13 protein-coding genes are annotated in these 17252 nt (G+C 48.6%); 9 read left to right on the forward strand and 4 right to left on the reverse strand.

What is annotated here, in order from left to right; genetic code table 11:
- Positions 1-70: 70 nt before the first annotated feature.
- Entirely contained in the window at positions 71-904 is an 834-nt protein-coding gene (locus AC5SV9_RS18890; RefSeq protein ID WP_397472307.1) for a LysR family transcriptional regulator, read from the reverse strand.
- 109 nt (positions 905-1013) lie between these two features.
- On the opposite strand from AC5SV9_RS18890, the gene AC5SV9_RS18895 reads away from it, so the two are divergent.
- The 3 genes from AC5SV9_RS18895 to AC5SV9_RS18905 are packed head-to-tail and all read left to right on the forward strand — an operon-like array spanning position 1014 to position 5461.
- Positions 1014-2195, forward strand: coding sequence for an acyl-CoA dehydrogenase (locus AC5SV9_RS18895; protein ID WP_475150764.1), 1182 nt, complete (start codon positions 1014-1016; stop codon positions 2193-2195).
- 24 nt (positions 2196-2219) lie between these two features.
- On the forward strand, positions 2220-4430 hold the full coding sequence (locus AC5SV9_RS18900) for a thiamine pyrophosphate-dependent enzyme (RefSeq protein WP_475150761.1): 2211 nt from the start codon (positions 2220-2222) through the stop codon (positions 4428-4430).
- Positions 4427-5461 carry a malonyl CoA-ACP transacylase gene (locus AC5SV9_RS18905; RefSeq protein WP_475150759.1) on the forward strand — a complete coding sequence of 345 codons (1035 nt, stop codon included), beginning with the start codon at positions 4427-4429 and terminating at the stop codon, positions 5459-5461. Before AC5SV9_RS18900 ends, AC5SV9_RS18905 begins: the two co-directional genes overlap by 4 nt.
- On the opposite strand, the gene AC5SV9_RS18910 is transcribed toward AC5SV9_RS18905, so the two are convergent.
- The gene (locus AC5SV9_RS18910) at positions 5458-6630 is read right to left on the reverse strand and encodes a tetratricopeptide repeat protein (protein ID WP_475150758.1); all 1173 of its coding nucleotides are present in this window, start codon (positions 6628-6630) and stop codon (positions 5458-5460) included. The genes AC5SV9_RS18905 and AC5SV9_RS18910 overlap by 4 nt on opposite strands.
- Before the next feature lie 168 nt (positions 6631-6798).
- On the opposite strand from AC5SV9_RS18910, the gene AC5SV9_RS18915 reads away from it, so the two are divergent.
- The 4 genes from AC5SV9_RS18915 (at position 6799) to AC5SV9_RS18930 (ending at position 12651) form a co-directional block, all read left to right on the forward strand.
- The gene (locus tag AC5SV9_RS18915; protein WP_475150756.1) at positions 6799-7800 is read left to right on the forward strand and encodes an isoaspartyl peptidase/L-asparaginase family protein; all 1002 of its coding nucleotides are present in this window, start codon (positions 6799-6801) and stop codon (positions 7798-7800) included.
- A gap of 74 nt (positions 7801-7874) precedes the next feature.
- Positions 7875-8294: a CBS domain-containing protein gene (locus AC5SV9_RS18920; protein ID WP_475150754.1), complete on the forward strand. Its 420-nt coding sequence runs from the start codon at positions 7875-7877 to the stop codon at positions 8292-8294.
- A 77-nt stretch (positions 8295-8371) separates the two neighbouring features.
- Positions 8372-12259 (forward strand): ATP-dependent RNA helicase HrpA, encoded by a 3888-nt coding sequence (hrpA, locus tag AC5SV9_RS18925; protein WP_475150751.1) that lies wholly within the window; start codon positions 8372-8374, stop codon positions 12257-12259.
- A gap of 92 nt (positions 12260-12351) precedes the next feature.
- Entirely contained in the window at positions 12352-12651 is a 300-nt protein-coding gene (locus tag AC5SV9_RS18930; RefSeq protein ID WP_134055156.1) for a PilZ domain-containing protein, read from the forward strand.
- A gap of 69 nt (positions 12652-12720) precedes the next feature.
- Here AC5SV9_RS18930 and AC5SV9_RS18935 read toward each other — a convergent pair whose 3' ends face one another.
- Positions 12721-13287 (reverse strand): YceI family protein, encoded by a 567-nt coding sequence (locus AC5SV9_RS18935; protein WP_475150748.1) that lies wholly within the window; start codon positions 13285-13287, stop codon positions 12721-12723.
- Positions 13288-13364: 77 nt separating this feature from the next.
- Complete coding sequence (locus AC5SV9_RS18940) at positions 13365-14579, reverse strand: class I SAM-dependent rRNA methyltransferase (protein ID WP_475150746.1); 1215 nt, start codon at positions 14577-14579, stop codon at positions 13365-13367.
- Between the two features lie 131 nt (positions 14580-14710).
- On the opposite strand from AC5SV9_RS18940, the gene AC5SV9_RS18945 reads away from it, so the two are divergent.
- Positions 14711-15706 (forward strand): NAD(P)H-quinone oxidoreductase, encoded by a 996-nt coding sequence (locus tag AC5SV9_RS18945; protein WP_475150744.1) that lies wholly within the window; start codon positions 14711-14713, stop codon positions 15704-15706.
- A 79-nt stretch (positions 15707-15785) separates the two neighbouring features.
- Positions 15786-17252 (forward strand): hypothetical protein, encoded by a 1467-nt coding sequence (locus tag AC5SV9_RS18950; protein WP_475150742.1) that lies wholly within the window; start codon positions 15786-15788, stop codon positions 17250-17252.

The raw sequence follows: 17252 nt of genomic DNA on the forward strand, positions 1-17252 counted from the left end.
ATACAATCTGCACTATGTTCGTATTGCGACAGATCAACTTACCCTGATTCAGGAACGACAACGGTGATATTCAGCCGACAGTTTTGCACAGTTGGCGCAATATTGTCAGTGACACCGAATCCTGATTTTTAGGATAGGCCAGGCCGATTTCGCGCTGTAAATTGAGTGAGGTTATCGTGCTTAACGTTATGTCCTGCCGCTGCAGCAAAGAGTCGAAGTTCGGTACCAACGCGCAGCCAACACCGGCAGAGACCAGACCAAGTGCATACTCGATGGTTTGAATATCAGCACGGATATCCGGTTTAATACCAAGGCGGACTAACTCAGGGTAGAGAATATTCCAGGCATCGCAGGGGGTGCGTTTAATCAGGGGTAATTGCTCAAAATCCGTAAGCTGGATTTGTTGTTGCAGGCTAAGCGCAGTACCGGGTGGCATTGCCAGCAGATAACTGTCGCGCCAGATGGGCTGAAATGCTTCACCCGCTTTTAGCTGATGTGGTGTGATAATCCTGGCATCACAAGGCTCTTCAGGCTCTACCAAATGCAGTTCCAGCCCGGCAACGCTGTTACTGAACTCGCGTAGCAGCTGACTCATGCGCTCTACACCTAAGGCCCGGATAAGCCCCAGCCTGAATTTAACTCTGGCGACAGGTTCCCGGAATGAGGCTTTAAGTGACTGCAGCTGCCCAAGCAGCCGCCCGGCGTGACCGTAGAGTTTTTCACCGTCTTCTGTTGGTAATACACCCTTGGGAAGACGCAAAAACAATGTCACGCCAAGCTCTTGTTCTAACTGGCGCAGTGCTGCAGACAAAGATGGCTGTGCTACGCAACAGTATCGGGCTGCAGCACTGACGCTACCTTGTTCATAGACGGCAACAAAATAATTCAGCTGACGAATATCCATAGGTAAAAGCTATACCTGATACAGAATTATTATATTTTAACTGTACATCAAAGCAGGCTAATCTGGCCATAACAAAAATTATTTCGCTGGTTTTATTAAGGAATTTGCTATGACACGCGCACATTTTGACTGGCAGGACCCTTTTGCATTTAGCGCAATGCTTACCGAAGAAGAACGCATGATCCGGGATAGTGCTCATCAGTATTGTCAGGACAAGCTCATGCCACGTGTATTGATGGCCAACCGCGAAGAACATTTCCACCGCGAAATTATGTATGAGCTGGGTGAACTTGGGCTGCTTGGCGCTACATTGCCGGAGAAATATGGCTGTTCTGCCGTAAATTATGTTTGCTATGGCCTTATCGCACGCGAGGTGGAGCGGGTTGATAGTGGATATCGCAGTGCAATGAGTGTGCAATCTTCTCTTGTTATGCACCCGATCCATGCTTATGGCTCTGAAGCGCAACGGCAGAAGTACTTGCCAAAACTTGCCACAGGCGAGTGGGTTGGTTGTTTTGGTTTAACCGAGCCTGATGCAGGTTCAGATCCTGCCAGCATGCGCACGGTCGCGAAGAAAGTAGCCGGCGGTTATGTGCTTAACGGCAGTAAAATGTGGATCACCAATTCGCCAATCGCCGATGTATTTGTCGTGTGGGCCAAACTTGACGGCGAGATCCGTGGTTTTGTGCTTGAAAAAGGCATGAAAGGCCTTTCTGCGCCGAAAATAGAAGGAAAGTTTTCACTGCGCGCATCCATTACCGGCGAGATTGTAATGGATAACGTAGAAGTGGCAGAAGATGCCTTGCTACCTAATGTCAGTGGTTTGAAGGGCCCTTTTGGTTGCCTAAATAAAGCGCGCTACGGTATTGCCTGGGGTGCGCTTGGCGCTGCAGAGTTTTGCTGGCATGCCGCGCGCCAATACACGCTGGACAGGCAGCAATTTGGCCGGCCTTTGGCAGCTAATCAGTTAATTCAGAAGAAGCTGGCTGACATGCAAACAGAAATCAGCATAGGTCTGTTAGCTTGTCTGCAGGCCGGACGTTTGATGGATCAGAATTTGTTAGCGCCGGAAACAATTTCACTTATTAAACGTAACTCGTGTGGCAAGGCGTTGGATATTGCCCGGGTTGCCCGTGATATGCACGGTGGTAATGGCATAGCCGATGAATATCATGTGATCCGTCATGTGATGAATCTGGAGGCGGTTAATACCTATGAAGGCACCCATGATGTGCATGCTTTGATACTGGGCCGGGCGCAAACCGGCTTGCAGGCGTTTAGCGGCGTTTAATCAGTTAGCCTGAGGGGAACTCTTATGTCCGATGCTGAACATCCTTGGGTATCACAATATCGCCAGCGGTTACAACATGGCAATTTACCTGTGCATAGCAGTAGCCATCACATTGATTATGCAACGCTCTATCAATTGTGGCACAGCCAGTTGTGTAGTCGTTTGCTCGATCTGCAATCAAGGCAGCTGCAGGCTAAAGGTCAGAGTTTTTACACTATTGGCAGCGCCGGCCATGAAGGTAATGCCGCAGTAGCTGCAGCCCTGCGTGTAACCGACCCTGCGTTTTTACACTATCGCAGCGGTGCGTTCTTTATCGAGCGTAGTAAGCAGTTAGGCGGAACAACCCCCTTGTATGATATGTTGCTGTCGTTTTGCGCCAGCAGCGATGATCCTATATCCGGTGGGCGTCATAAAGTGCTTGGCAGCCTTGCGCTTAATATCCCACCACAAACCAGCACTATAGCGTCACAATTACCAAAAGCCGTTGGTGCGGCCTTCGCTGTGGATTTAGCCAAGCGACTGCAACTGGATGGGCAATGGCCACATGATGCGATAGTACTTTGCAGCTTTGGTGATGCGTCGGCAAATCATTCAACAGCACAAGGTGCTATAAACTCAGCGTGTTGGGCTGCTTATCAGCAAGTGCCTGTGCCCATATTATTTGTTTGTGAGGATAATGGCCTGGGTATTTCGACACCCACGCCAAGCGGCTGGATAGAACAGGACTTAGCCGACCGGCCCGCGCTGAAGTATTTCGCTGCCGACAGCCGTGATTTGGCGCAGGCTTATCATGTCAGTCGGCGGGCTGCAGACTATGTGCGCAGTAAACGTAAACCTGCCGTGTTGCATTTGTCGACGGTACGTTTATTCGGCCATGCCGGCGCTGATGCCGAAGCTGCATATCGAACCAAGGCACAGATAGACGCAGAACTCGAGCAGGATCCGCTACTTAGCAGCACAGCCGCGTTACTGGCCACAGCCCAAATAAGCACGGTGCAATTGCAGAAGCAATTGGATGCTTTGGTTTTACAAATAGGCAGAGTTGCTGCTGTCGCCAGCTGCCAGCCTAAGCTGGTATCGGCGCAACAGGTCATGGCGTCGATTGCACCGCAGCGTGATGCTGTGCCGGTACCCGCTTTGCTATCGGAAGAGGCTCATCAGCAGTTATTTGCATTCGACCAACACAACGTAGGTAAAAAACAACATCTGGCTAAGCTATTAAATTGGGCATTGCATGATGTGCTGGCGCAATATAAAAATTCCGTTGTTTTCGGCGAAGATGTTGGCAAGAAAGGCGGAGTTTATGGTGTTACCCAGCATTTAGTGCATGCATTTGGCAGTAATAGGGTTGTTAACACATTACTGGATGAGCAAAGTATTCTCGGAATGGCTATCGGACTTGCACAGCAAGGATTTATTCCGATCCCTGAAATACAGTTTCTGGCTTATGTGCATAATGCTGAAGATCAAATTCGTGGTGAAGCAGCAACATTGCCATTTTTCTCCAATGGGCAATATCATAATGCGATGGTGATCCGTATTGCTGGCTTGGCTTATCAGCGCGGTTTCGGCGGCCATTTTCATAACGATAATTCGTTTGCAGTATTCAGAGATATACCAGGTATTGTCTTGCTGTGCCCTTCAAATGGACACGATGCCGTATTACTGCTTCGTCAGGCAGTTCAATTAGCGCATCAGCAGAAAAGGCTGGTCATAATGCTGGAACCCATAGCGCTTTATATGACAAGAGATTTGGCAGAAACGGGTGATGGCGGCTGGTTATGCCATTACCCTGAACCACAAGCGCCGGTTCCGCCGTTGGGGATGCCGGCAGTGTATGGTGAGGGCCGTGATTTAGCTATTATCAGTTATGGCAATGGTTATTATCTCAGCAGGCAGGCTGAGCTGGAGTTGCGTCTGCAGCAATATCGGATCAGAGTAATTGATTTACGTACACTGGTACCGCTGCACATTGAGCACATTATTACTGCGCTGCATGGCTGCAACAAAGTGCTGATTGTCGATGAGTGCCGTCGGCGCGGCTCGCTAAGTGAAGAGCTTTTTACCGCTTTGCATGAAGCAAAACCCGGACATTATCAAATCCAGCGTCTATGTGCTGAAGATAGTTTTATTCCGCTTGGCGCTGCGGCCTATAGTGTTTTGCCATCCAAACAGCAAATTGTACAGCGCGCCCTTAATATGTTGGGCGTGCCAGTCAACGAGGTGGTTAAGTGAAAAGAACGGCATTGGTGGTCTGTCCCGGGCGCGGTACTTACAATAAAACGGAATACGGTTATGTCAGAAATCACACTCCTGAAGCCGCGTTAATGGCGCAATTTGATAACGCCAGAGCTGAAGCTGCGCTGACGACGGTAACAGAACTGGAAAGCATGCCTGTATTTAATCGCGCAGTGCATACTAAAGCAGACAACGCTGCTGCGCTTATTTTTGCCGCCGGCGTTGCTGATTATGCGGCTATTGATTTCAATCAGTTCGAAGTTGTTGCAGTAACGGGTAACTCTATGGGCTGGTACACTGCGCTGGGGTGTGCAGGTGTTCTTAGTGCTGAAACAGGCATGCAGTTGGTGACAGATATGGCGCAGCTAACGGCAGCCTGCAGTGGGGCACAGTTTATTTATCCGGTTGTTGACGATAATTGGCGGCCGGATCCGGTGCGCCAGGCGCTGGTGCAGCACCAATTGACACTGCACCAATCAGAGTTATTTATGTCTATTGCCTACGGTGGCTATGCCGTGCTGGCAGGCACTGAAGCTGCTGTTAAAGCTGCGATGTCTGCACTACCTCCCTGCGATGATAGGTTTCCTTTGTTATTAACAGGGCATGCCGGATTTCATACTGCGTTGATGCAGAGTGCCTCTGATAGCGCACTCACCAGGTGGCCTGCTACCCGTTTTAACCAGCCTCAGCTGCCATTGGTTGACGGTCGGGGCCATATCTGGCCTGGGCTGGGCTGTGATTTAGCTGCGCTGCAGCATTATACGCTGCAGCATCAGGTTTGTCAGACCTATGACTTTAGCAAAGCATTGCAAGTGGCAGTAAAAGAGTTTGCACCTGAGCATATTATACTGCTGGGCCCGGGAGCGGGGGCGGGTAGCGCTGTAGCACAAAGCCTGATACAAATTAAATGGCAAGGGCTGACATCAAAGCAAGATTTCACCGATTTACAACATAGACAAATACCCTATGTGTTAAGTATGGGGATGCCTGAGCAGCGTTTGCATTGCACGCTATCAGGGTTGGCTTAGTGCAGCCTGGCTACCTGATTTAATACCGACAATTTGTGCTCGTAAAGCTGCTGTTCGTCATCAGAGGGCGCATTACGTTTGGCCTTTTTCATATATCTGACCGCAGATACGGTGTCGTCAAGCGCATAGTAGCTTCGTGCCAGACCAAAATATGCCTCGTGATTTTTTGTATCCAGACTGATGGCATTTTCGTAGTATTTTTTCGCCCCGGTATAATCGGCATTTCGGTAAGCCTCATTGCCCAACATCAAAAAATAGTAGGGGTTGTCATTACGTTTCGCCAGTACGCGTTTTTCCAGCGCTTCAGCGTCCACCATATTACCTGTTTGCCGGTAAAGCACGGCTAAGTTAGCAAGGGTATTGGTAACGTCCGGCTCAAGCGCAAGGCTGTACTTGTAACTGGTTTCGGCCAGTTCGTGCATGCCGTTAACACGGAACAATACTCCCAGGTTAGACCAAGTAACGGAAAATGCAGGATCTGCTTGTGCTGCAGCCTTATAGTATTCATAAGCATTGGCATATTGTTCGTTAGCAAATGCAACCGCGGCTTTATTGTTATAAAACATTGCCACAACGGTTGCCGGTGCTACTGACTTTTCCTCAAATTGGTGTTTGAGGCTGTAAGGATCAAAATCGACAACCAGGTCTTTACCCAGCAAGATAATTCCTGAAGATTTTTGGGGTGTTTTTTGATGTTTAAGTCTCAGATTAATATGGCCGTTTAACCAGGTTTGTCTGAATGCGCTGGTCCAGTATTCCGGAATTTGAATATCCTGAAAAGTGGCGCTCATTCCCAGCTCTTTCGCCATGCTGTAGGTCAGAATCGATAAGCTCAGGCAGTTTGCTTTGCCTGACGCTATGGTTTCACTGGCCGTTTTTGTTGCGGTGTTGTCATACAGCAGCCCATCCTGGGCATAAGAAAATATCAACTGAAGTGCGGCCTTAGTTCTCTCTTCGATTGATAGAGTATTGGTAACAATGCGATTGAGATCCTGTTTGGTTGTGTCCGGCAGCGCAAAGATTTGCTCCGGTGTTTCAATTTCTGTTGTGCTGGTACCAAACTGAGACGCTATCAGGAGTTCTTCAGGCACAGGCAATGAAGTGCTTTGTGTTGATTGACAGGCACTTAAAGATGACAGCATTAAAACGACCAGTATCGTTAACTTCATACAGATCCCAGTGTTAGAACTACCTAACAAATATAGTGTAGAACGGTGATTTTACTAACAGGTTCTACCTGATAATGAGCAGGTTGGGGTAATTGGATGGGATAGCCGGTTGTGATTTTGTGGTGGATCAAGTACAAAGAACTGATAAGGGTTTCAGGGATTTTAACAATGAAAACGTTATTCGCAACAGCTTTGCTCAGTTTTTCAATTACAGTCTCGGCTGCTGACAAGCCGATTGGCATAGTGATACACGGCGGTGCCGGAACCATTAGCCGTACGACAATGACTGAACAGCAAGAACAGGCATATCACGTGATGTTAAAGCATGCCGTTGAGCAAGGGTATGCCGTATTGGAGCGCGGTGGTTCAAGCGTGGAAGCGGTAACCGCTGCAGTTATCGTGCTGGAGGATTCCCCCTTGTTCAATGCCGGCAAAGGCGCGGTATATACCTATGATGAAACACATGAACTGGACGCGTCTATTATGGATGGCCGCGATCGCAATGCTGGCGCTGTAGCCGGGGTGACGAATGTGAAGAACCCAATACTGCTGGCACGGGCAGTAATGGAGAAATCTGTGCATGTAATGCTGGCGGGCACAGGCGCGGAGCAATTTGCTAAAGAGCAGCAGCTGGAACTGGTAGAGAACCGCTATTTTGATACTGAGTTCCGTTATGAGGCATTAAAACGGGCCAAACAGGCAATGTCTCCTCAACCGCATCAGGCCGCAGTGCCTAACGATCCGGCCTGGAAAATGGGCACTGTTGGTGCCGTGGCGATTGATCGCAGTGGCAATCTGGCGGCGGCGACGTCGACAGGTGGCATGACGGCAAAACGCTTTGGCCGGATAGGTGATGCACCTGTAATTGGTGCCGGCAACTTCGCTGACAACAACAGCTGTGCAGTTTCAGCGACTGGTCATGGCGAATACTTTATCCGCTATCAGGTCGCCAGCGAAATATGCAGTCGCGCGAAATACCAGAACAAAAGTGCACAAGCAGCTGCAAAAGAAGTGATTGCAGAGCTAAAACAGGTTGGTGGAGACGGCGGCGTCATTGTTGTGGACAAAAGTGGCCGTTTGAGCTGGGTGTTTAACACTGAAGGTATGTACCGGGCAATGAAAACAGAAGGCAAAGATGCTATCAGTGAGATTTTTGCTAACGGGGAATAATTACACCGCAGCGGAAAAACTCGGCTACGCTTAATCAGAGTCTGACGCGAGTTATACAGTATAAGGGAGGGCGCATGGACTTATTAAAAGTGGCCGATTATATGAACCGCTATCCGGTAACATTTACTGCTGATATGCCGGTTGAAATGGCCGTAGACCGGTTGATCAGAGGACGGCAGACCGGCGGGCCGGTGATAGATATACATAAAAAAATTGTGGGGTTTGTTTCAGAGCAAGACTGTTTGCAGCGCATGCTGACTTCTACCTATCATGATCAGCAAGCCGCCAGGGTTGCTGATGTAATGAATCCGGCGGTATTAACGGTGAAGGAATATGACGGCATTATCGACCTGGCGCAAATTATGTTAAAAGCCAAACCCAAGTTGTACCCGGTGGTAGATGACGATGGCTATCTACTTGGTATTATTACCCGCTCTGATGTATTGGCAGCGATAGATAAAGAGCTGCATTCGCATTACGGTAAAGTAGGCTAAAGCAGACAAGCTTAAAGGCTGGATCTTTACCCGTCGCTCTTGGTAGCATTGCGCCCTCTGTTTACGAGGGCGTTGTTTTGTCTGAAGCTGCTATTTCTGTATCTGATTTAATCTCCCGCACCAATAACTGTCTGTTAAAAGATCAGTTTCGTTTGCGCAGGCGTTTACATAACTGTAAATCGCTGGCTGACGAGGCAAAACTGACTCTGTTGCAACGTATTGCTGCCGATATTGCCCGTTCAGAGTCACTGTGTGCTGCGCGCTTGCAGGGTTTGCCTAAAGTGACATACCCTCCTCAATTGCCGGTGTCTGAGAAAAAAGACGATATCAAAGCGGCTATTGCTGCTCATCAGGTAGTCATCATCGCCGGTGAAACCGGCTCGGGTAAAACCACACAGATCCCCAAAATTTGTCTCGAGCTTGGACGAGGCGTGGCTGGCATGATTGGCCACACCCAGCCGCGTCGTTTGGCTGCGCGCAGCGTTTGTGATCGTATTGCCGAAGAGCTGCAGTGCCAGGTTGGTAATCAGGTCGGGTATAAAATCCGTTTTGGTGATCATACTAACGACAACACTTTTGTGAAGTTGATGACAGACGGTATTCTACTGGCTGAAATTCAGCAGGATAGATTTCTAAACCAGTATGACACTTTAATCATTGATGAAGCGCACGAGCGCAGCCTGAATATTGATTTCCTGCTGGGTTACTTAAAACAATTGTTGCCCAAGCGGCCTGATTTGAAGCTGATTATTACCTCAGCCACGATAGATCCACAGCGTTTTTCCAAACACTTTTTCAATGCTCCTGTTATTGAAGTATCGGGCCGTACTTATCCGGTAGAGACCCGTTACCGTGCGGTCAGTGAGCAGGACGATAAAGATGCGGATCAGTTACAGGGTATTTTCGATGCGGTGGAGGAGCTATACCGGGAACCGCCCGGCGATATTCTGATTTTCTTAAACGGTGAACGTGAAATCAGGGACACGGCAGACGCGCTGGAGAAGTTAAAGCTACCCCACACCGAAGTACTGCCGTTGTATGCCAGATTAAGCGCGGCAGAGCAAAACCGGATCTTTCAAAGTCATGCCGGCCGGCGTATTGTGCTGGCGACTAACGTTGCAGAAACTTCACTGACAGTACCGGGTATTCGCTATGTGATAGACCCCGGTACGGCCAGATTATCGCGCTATAGTTATCGCTCGAAAGTGCAGCAGTTACCGATAGAAGCCATAAGCCAAGCCAGCGCCAATCAGCGTAAAGGCCGCTGTGGCCGTGTGGCGGCGGGTATTTGCATTCGCTTATACAGTGAAGAAGATTTTAACAGCAGGCCAGAGTTTACTGATCCTGAAATACTGCGCACCAATCTGGCCTCTGTCATCATGCAGATGCTGGCGCTTGGCCTTGGCGACATTGCGGCTTTTCCCTTTTTACAACGGCCGGACAGTCGTTTCGTTAATGACGGTATTAAACTGCTGGAAGAGCTTGGCGCAATACCAGCGCAACGCGGCAAGGGTGGTCTTAAGCTAACCGAACTTGGCCGCAAACTGGCGCGTTTACCGATAGACCCGCGTTTAGCGCGTATGGTGTTATTTGCCGCTGAGAACGGTGGTTTAAATGAGTTATTGGTACTGTCAGCCGCATTGTCGATACAAGACCCACGCGAGAGACCGCTGGATAAGCAGCAAAAGGCTGATCAGTATCATGCCCGCTTCGCCGATCCTGATTCGGATTTTGCCAGTTGGCTTAAGCTGTGGCAGTACCTGCAAGAGCAGCAGGACGCCTTAAGCAACAACCAGTTCCGCCGGTTATGCCGCCAGGAATTTTTAAACTATCTGCGTGTACGTGAATGGCAAGACTTAAATACCCAACTGACGCAGTTGATGCAAGAGCAGGGTTATAAGCTGAATCCGCAGCCAGCGGGTTATCAGGTTATACATCAGGCGGTATTAAGTGGGCTGCTGGGGCAGATCGGTTTTAAAGACTCAGACGCCGATTACCTTGGCCCGCGCCAGACCCGCTTTTTTGTGTTTCCGGGCAGTCATTTATTTAAACGTAAGCCGAAATGGGTAGCCGCCGCAGAGTGGGTAGAAACAAGTAAATTATACGCCAGAACGCTGGCGAAGATAGAACCGGAGTGGATAGAACCGCTTGCGCAGCATCTGGTTACGCGCAGTTATAGCGAGCCACACTGGGAGAAAAAACGTGGTGCCGTTATTGCCTATGAGCAGGTCAGTCTGTATGGCCTGGTGATAGTGCCTAAAAGGGCGGTTTTATACAGCAAAATTGACCCTGCGGTTAGCCATAATATCTTTGTTCGCGAAGCGCTGGTAAATCAGGAATTGGGCAGCAATGAAACCTTTTTACAGCATAATCAGCGGCTAATCGATGACGTAACTGCATTAGAAGAAAAATCACGCCGGCGCGATATTCTGGTTGATGAAGATACGCTGGCGACATTTTATGCAGAGCGTGTGCCGCAGTGGGCGAACAACCGCATTGATTTTGCTAAATGGTGGAAACAAAAGCGTAGCGAAGATAAAACCTATCTGAATTTTGACCCCAACAGCCTGTTATCCCGTGATGCCAGCGATATCACCGCCGATAAATTTCCGGAGCAGTGGCAACAGGGAAATTTAACATTGCCGTTGGAATATCACTTTGCGCCTGGTGAAATAGACGATGGCGTGAGTTTAATTATCCCGGTGGCACTGCTAAATCAGATAGAAGATCAGGGTTTTGACTGGTTAATTCCGGCGCTTCGGCATGAACTATTGGTTGCGCTGATTAAAGCTTTGCCTAAACAGTACCGGCGTAACTTTGTGCCGGCACCGAATTATGCTGATGCGTTAATGCAGACCATTAGTCCGCAGGATGGAAAATTACTCGACGCCGTCAGCAATCGCTTAAAGCGAATGTCAGGTGTGACGATCCCCGAGGATGCCTGGGAGCTGAGCAGTGTGCCGGTTCATCTAAAAATGAACTTCAAGGTGGTTAACGACAGTGGCAAAGTGCTGCAACAAAGCCGTTCTTTAAGCATACTCAAGCAAGGGTTGCAAGGCGAGGTGCAGCAAAGTTTGAGTCAGGTAGCTGAGCAGGGAATAGAGCAGGAACAACTGACACAGTGGAGTTTTGGTTCCTTGCCGCGTGAATATGTAAAGCTGCAAGCAGGCTATGAAATCAAAGCCTTCCCGGCATTGGTTGACGAGAGGGACTCTGTCGCAATAAGGCTGCTGGACAATCCACAAGAGGCGCTGGCATCGACAAAAACCGGGCTCAGGAGACTTCTGCTGTTAAATATCCCTTCACCGGTGAAATATCTGCAGGAATCGTTACCAAACAAAGCAAAATTGGGTTTGTATTTTAATCCGTTTGGCAGGGTACTGGAGCTGATTGACGACTGTATCGCCGCCGGTATTGATTCATTGGTAGAGCAAGCTGGTTTGCCCGATGATGAACGAAGCTTTGCTATGCTTCGGGAGCAAGTCAGAGCAGAGCTTGGCGATACGGTGGTATCAATAGCACTTAAAGTCGAGCAGATACTTACCTTGTGCCACGACATTCAAAAACGGCTGAAAGGCCGGGTAGATCTGGCACATGTGCAATCGCAAGGTGACGTAAAACAACAGCTGAATGAGTTGATATTCAAAGGCTTTGTCAGCGCTCATGGTGCCGCAAAGCTGGATGATTTAATTCGCTATCTACAGGCAATGCAGAAAAGGCTGGAAAAGCTGGCTGTTGATCCGCAGCGTGACAGGTTGTTAATGCTTGAATATCAAAAAGCCTTTGACGCTTATCATAATCTGTTAGGTAAATTTGCTGGCAGCAAAGTACTACCGGCGCCGGTACAAGACATTTACTGGATGTTACAAGAGCTTAAGGTATCTTTGCACGCGCAGCAGCTTGGTACGCCTTACCCTATATCGGTAAAACGGGTTTTGCATGCTGTCAACGATATTAAAGCGTAGCGGATTTAGGTTGTAATACGGATACTGAGCAGGCTTTACAGCAGCAGTGGAAAGTTCTATAACTAAACGCTGACGTAGTTGAGGGAGGCGTTATGCTGACAAAGGGTGATAACCGGCATTATTTCAGGATGATGGTCAATGCCGAAGTGAAGCTGATGATAAATGATCCGGAAACTGGCCGGACGATAGATGGTGTTTGCCGTGACCTTAGTGCGTCTGGCATGTCTGTTGAAGTTGATGAACCGCTAGAGATGGGGACGTTGATCCGTGTCAGGCTGGAATCAGCGAATGCCAGTATTCCCCCGCTGGATGCCAGTGCTAAAGTAATGCGCTGTAGTCAGGAAAGTGAAGATATTTATCAGTTGGGCTTGGCATTTATGGAGTTAAATTAGTCCGGTAATACCAGGTATCAGCATAAAAAAAAGCAGCGTTCAGCTGCTTTTTTTATGCTTTATCATTTATTACTTTGAGAACCGAACGCTAAAGGTTACCGGTACCATAGGGTCAATACGTTTCAGCCCGGCCAGCTCCTGTAATTTTGCGATACCAGCGCCCAGTTTAAACTGGTTAGTATCCAGCATTACGGGGGCTTCCGTTGCGGCTTGCAAGGTGCTGCTATTTAACATAGTTATCCGCACTTTTGCATTGACTACCGCACTTTGACCGGCAATGGTTGCCGTCAGCGGTATATCCTGCACCACAGAGTTACCGGCCGTCAGTGCGGCAATACTGTCACTGGTAAGGGGGGCTTTAATCTGAATAGTGGCAAATTGCTCTGCCTGCAAAACATATTGCCAGATCCGGTCATTTCGAATAGGGATATTGGTTTGCATGCTGCTCACAGGAATAGTGACAGAAACGTCCTTTTCATCCCAGCTACCGTTTAGCGTTTGAAATGCATGTGTTTCGGCAACCAAGTCATTTTTCACCGACACAAAATGCAGGCTGGATTGCCCGTTATCAAGTTGCCAGGTAGCGGCATTGGCAAAGCCTGCGCACAGTGCTAATGACAGAGCTAGAACTTTCATTTGTTTCTCCTTTGGTGTCAATATTGCGCCAGCTTATCGCATAAGTATCGCTGGCACCATGTGAAAAACTACTGTGTTTAATAGATTTTACACACCAGGCCTTTGAGATAGCTCCCTTCCGGGTAAAAACTGGCGATAGGGTGGTCGCTGTCCTGAGCCAGCTTTTCGATAAATAAACAGTCACGCTTAGCATCGACAGCGGCATCGGCAACAATTTTCTGGAACAAACCGTCATCCATCAGCCCAGAGCAGGAAAATGTCAGCAACAAACCACCGGGTTTAACAATCTGCATTGCCACCATATTGATGTCTTTGTAACCACGGCAGGCGCCGGGTAGCTGAGCCTTACTTTCTGCAAATTTTGGCGGATCCAGGATCACCATATCAAACTGTTTACCCTGTTCACGGTATTGCCGCAGCAGTTTGAACACATCAAACTTAACATTATCGAGCTTTGACAAGTCCAGATGATTAAGTTCCGCATTTTTGCGCGCAGTGCTAAGGGCAAGCTCTGATAAATCAGCATTGGTCACCGATAATGCGCCGCCTTGCAGCGCAGCTACACCAAAGGTTCCGGTGTAACTAAAGCAGTTCAGTACATCTTTAGCGTTGGCATAGCGTTTGGCTGCTGCTCTGCTGGCCCGTTGGTCCAGATAAAATCCGGTCTTGTGGCCCTGAACAACATCTACCAATAACGACATACCATGTTCTTTGATAATGACTTCGCCACTTTGACGTGGTAAATGCAGCCAGCCTGTTACAGCCTGTAGGCCTTCTTTCTTTCTGACATCCACATCAGAACGCTCGTAAATGCTATGTGCAGGAAACAGCGTTTTTAACGCCGCAACAATAGCATCCCGCCAGGCATCAGCACCGGCAGAGAGCAGTTGACATACCAGGACATCATTGTATTTGTCGATAGTGACGCCCGGTAAACCATCAGACTCGGCAGCCACCACGCGTAAGCCTGTTGTTTGGTTTAAATCGAACAACTCGGTCCGCATCTGCCACGCACGCTGTATACGGCGTAAAAAAAAGGCCTCATCGACGACTTCATCTTTGTTGAAACTCCAGACGCGTGCCCGGATTTGAGACTGCGCTGAGTACGCGGCATAACCCAGCCATTCTCCTTTACTGCTGACAACTTCCACTGTCTGGCCATCTGACGGTTTACCGCTTACCGATTTTACCGCTTTAGAAAAAATCCATGGATGCAAGCGCTTAAGCGACTTCTCTCTGGTTTCCTGCAACATAAGACGGGGTAAAACAGATGAGACTATGGGCTGGTTCATGGCTGACGATACACTGTGCTAGACTAAAGGCCGCATTGTAGTGAAGCTGTGCGTAAAGCTAAAGCATAATTTCTGTCTTGTCCGGTATTTACCAGAGGGCGGTGTATAGCTGCGAATGAAAGGAGCGAAAGTTGGCGACAATTCCATCGATGATGCAGGCGGTTACTGTAGTTAACCCCGGAAAAGACAGTGAGCTGGCGATCGAACAACGACCACTGCCTCAACCCGGCCCTGAACAATTGCTTATTAAAGTGGCCGCAGCGGGCATAAACCGGGCTGATTTGATGCAACGCCGGGGAGCTTACCCTCCTCCTGAGGGTGAAAGTGACATTCTGGGGCTTGAAGTCGCAGGTGTGGTTATTGCCGCAGGGCCTCAGCATAAAAGCTGGCTGGGCAAAGCGGTGTTTGGTCTGGTACCGGGAGGTGGCTACGCCGAATATGCGTTATTGCACGCTGGCCATGCTATGGTGGTACCTGCAGGGTATTCGATGGCGGAAGCAGCCGCCACCGCCGAGGTGTTTTTAACGGCATATCAGTTGCTCAGTAGTATAGGCAATACGCAACCGGGCCAGCATGTGCTTATTCACGCGGGTGCCAGTGGCGTGGGTACCGCAGCAGTGCAGCTTGCAAAGGCGATAGGTTGCAAGGTTGCAGTTACCGCGAGTAGCAATGATAAACTTGAGTTATGTCAGAGGCTTGGTGCAGATATACTGATAAACTACAAAGATGTGGAGTTTGCACTGACATTGTCTGAACACTGGCCGGCCGGTGTGGATATCATTTTGGATCCTGTAGCCGGTGACTATATTCGCCGTGAGATCCCGCTGCTTAAAATGGATGGCAAGATAGTGATATATGCGATGATGGCAGGGCGTGACGTGCCAGACTTAGATATGGCGCCGTTATTTAAACGGCGTGGTCAGATAATCTGCTCTACGCTGCGCAATCGTACGAACAGTTATAAAACAAGATTAACGCAGGCTTTTTATCAGGCATATGGCCAGGCACTTGCTCAAAGGCAGATACAGCCGGTGTTGCAGCAACAATTTCACTGGCACCAGGCAGAACAGGCGCATCAATTAATGGCCAGTAATAGCACCAAGGGCAAGCTTGTTCTAACATTCTGATTTAATATTAAACACTTAACAGGCGAGTTTTACGATACTTGTCTGCTTTCATTGTATATGTTCAGGAAGCAATAACGGAATGACACTCGGTACCATAGGAAAATCTACTTACAGCAAGTTAGTGTCTGCGCTGATAAACCGTATTTATGATAACACCCCGGTGGCAGACTCAGTATATGAGCAGGCGCAGCAGTATTTCCGACAAACACTGGAGCAACAAGCCGAAAAAACCGAGCTTGAACAGCAAGTTTATCTGTATGAGAACCGTCAGCATCAGGTCAGTAAACGCGATCTGGCTATGGTCGAGCGTAACCTGCAGCAGGCCCAGAGCGAAAAGCAGGTGTTTGTGCAAGCACGAGAAGAGGAAGCCTGGCAGCGTTATTCTGTTTTAAAGCAGATATGCCAGGAAATACTTAACCTTTGTCAGGGCGAGGCTCAGGACGAAACTGCGGTACTCAGCGCGAAATTACTCGGTACGATCCAGCTATTGTCGCCCACCGAAGGCAAGCACGTTGCCAGCAGCAATCAAAAAAGCAAACATCTTTATAAAGCGGTATTGTCTCTGCGTTTACTGGATAAACTGCTAACAGACGGCGAATTGCACAATGCCTATGTGCAACAGCGTTACAATGCGTCCAAAGGCACTGTGGCAGAGGACGAGTATCAACCGTTTCGTGATGATGTACAGATCCCGCTGCTGATGGCGGCTCTACTGCAGGATATCGGCAGTTGCCATCCGGATGCTCTGGCTATTTTAAAAGGGCCTGATGGCAACGCTGACGAGTTCAGGGTGCTGGATAATGATGAACGGATGGCGTTATTGCAAATCAGCTACCGCGAAAGTCTGAAGTTTGTCACCCAGGGCCTTGGACTTGGCAGATACACCGGTAACTCTAAAGCGGAGCGGGACAGTTTTATTAAATTGGAAGCCGAGCGACAGAATTTTATGCTGTCATTGCTGAAAAGCGCTATAAAACCTGAGCATGGTATTGGTAATTTACTGAAAATTCCGCAGATTTATACCTCTGTAGTACTGTCAACGAAAAGTAGTTTTGCTTATGACACCTTACCTAAAGTGACACTGGTGTTAGAGAAAGGCGTAGAAAAAGGCGTGTACAGTAAAGTCGCGGTAGATGCGCTGATCAGTATTACCGGTGTGTTTCCGCAAGGTTTTGGCGTCACCTACATACCGAAAGACTCTGACCGGCAGGATATGGATCGCTACGAGTATGCCATTGTAACGGGCTTGTATCCGGCTGACATCAAACAGCCAATATGTCGTATGGTGACCCGAAACTTGACCTACAACGTTTCTGCACAGGGGTGTGTGATAAGTGCAGAGAATAATCTTTATTATCCGCAAGCACGGAAAAAGCTGGAGAAAATCAGTGAAGAGAGGCTGCTTGAAATTCTAAGCAAGTTGGTATCAAATTTTGAAGAACGCAAGAATATGCCATTGTTGCCCAAGTGCTGGCATCCGGACGAGTACTTTTCTTATCTGAAAAACCAGAATCTGTGGAATAAAGTGGTGATGCACAGTAACTAA

The organism is Rheinheimera sp. ATLC3, assembly GCF_059429535.1.

Bases quoted from the DNA above. Each gene is read 5' to 3' on its own strand.
- AC5SV9_RS18890 (WP_397472307.1), bottom strand. From the start codon at position 904: ATGGATATTCGTCAGCTGAATTATTTTGTTGCCGTCTATGAACAAGGT.
- AC5SV9_RS18895 (WP_475150764.1), top strand. From the start codon at position 1,014: ATGACACGCGCACATTTTGACTGGCAGGACCCTTTTGCATTTAGCGCA.
- AC5SV9_RS18900 (WP_475150761.1), top strand. From the start codon at position 2,220: ATGTCCGATGCTGAACATCCTTGGGTATCACAATATCGCCAGCGGTTA.
- AC5SV9_RS18910 (WP_475150758.1), bottom strand. From the start codon at position 6,630: ATGAAGTTAACGATACTGGTCGTTTTAATGCTGTCATCTTTAAGTGCC.
- AC5SV9_RS18915 (WP_475150756.1), top strand. From the start codon at position 6,799: ATGAAAACGTTATTCGCAACAGCTTTGCTCAGTTTTTCAATTACAGTC.
- AC5SV9_RS18920 (WP_475150754.1), top strand. From the start codon at position 7,875: ATGGACTTATTAAAAGTGGCCGATTATATGAACCGCTATCCGGTAACA.
- AC5SV9_RS18930 (WP_134055156.1), top strand. From the start codon at position 12,352: ATGCTGACAAAGGGTGATAACCGGCATTATTTCAGGATGATGGTCAAT.
- AC5SV9_RS18935 (WP_475150748.1), bottom strand. From the start codon at position 13,287: ATGAAAGTTCTAGCTCTGTCATTAGCACTGTGCGCAGGCTTTGCCAAT.
- AC5SV9_RS18940 (WP_475150746.1), bottom strand. From the start codon at position 14,579: ATGAACCAGCCCATAGTCTCATCTGTTTTACCCCGTCTTATGTTGCAG.
- AC5SV9_RS18950 (WP_475150742.1), top strand. From the start codon at position 15,786: ATGACACTCGGTACCATAGGAAAATCTACTTACAGCAAGTTAGTGTCT.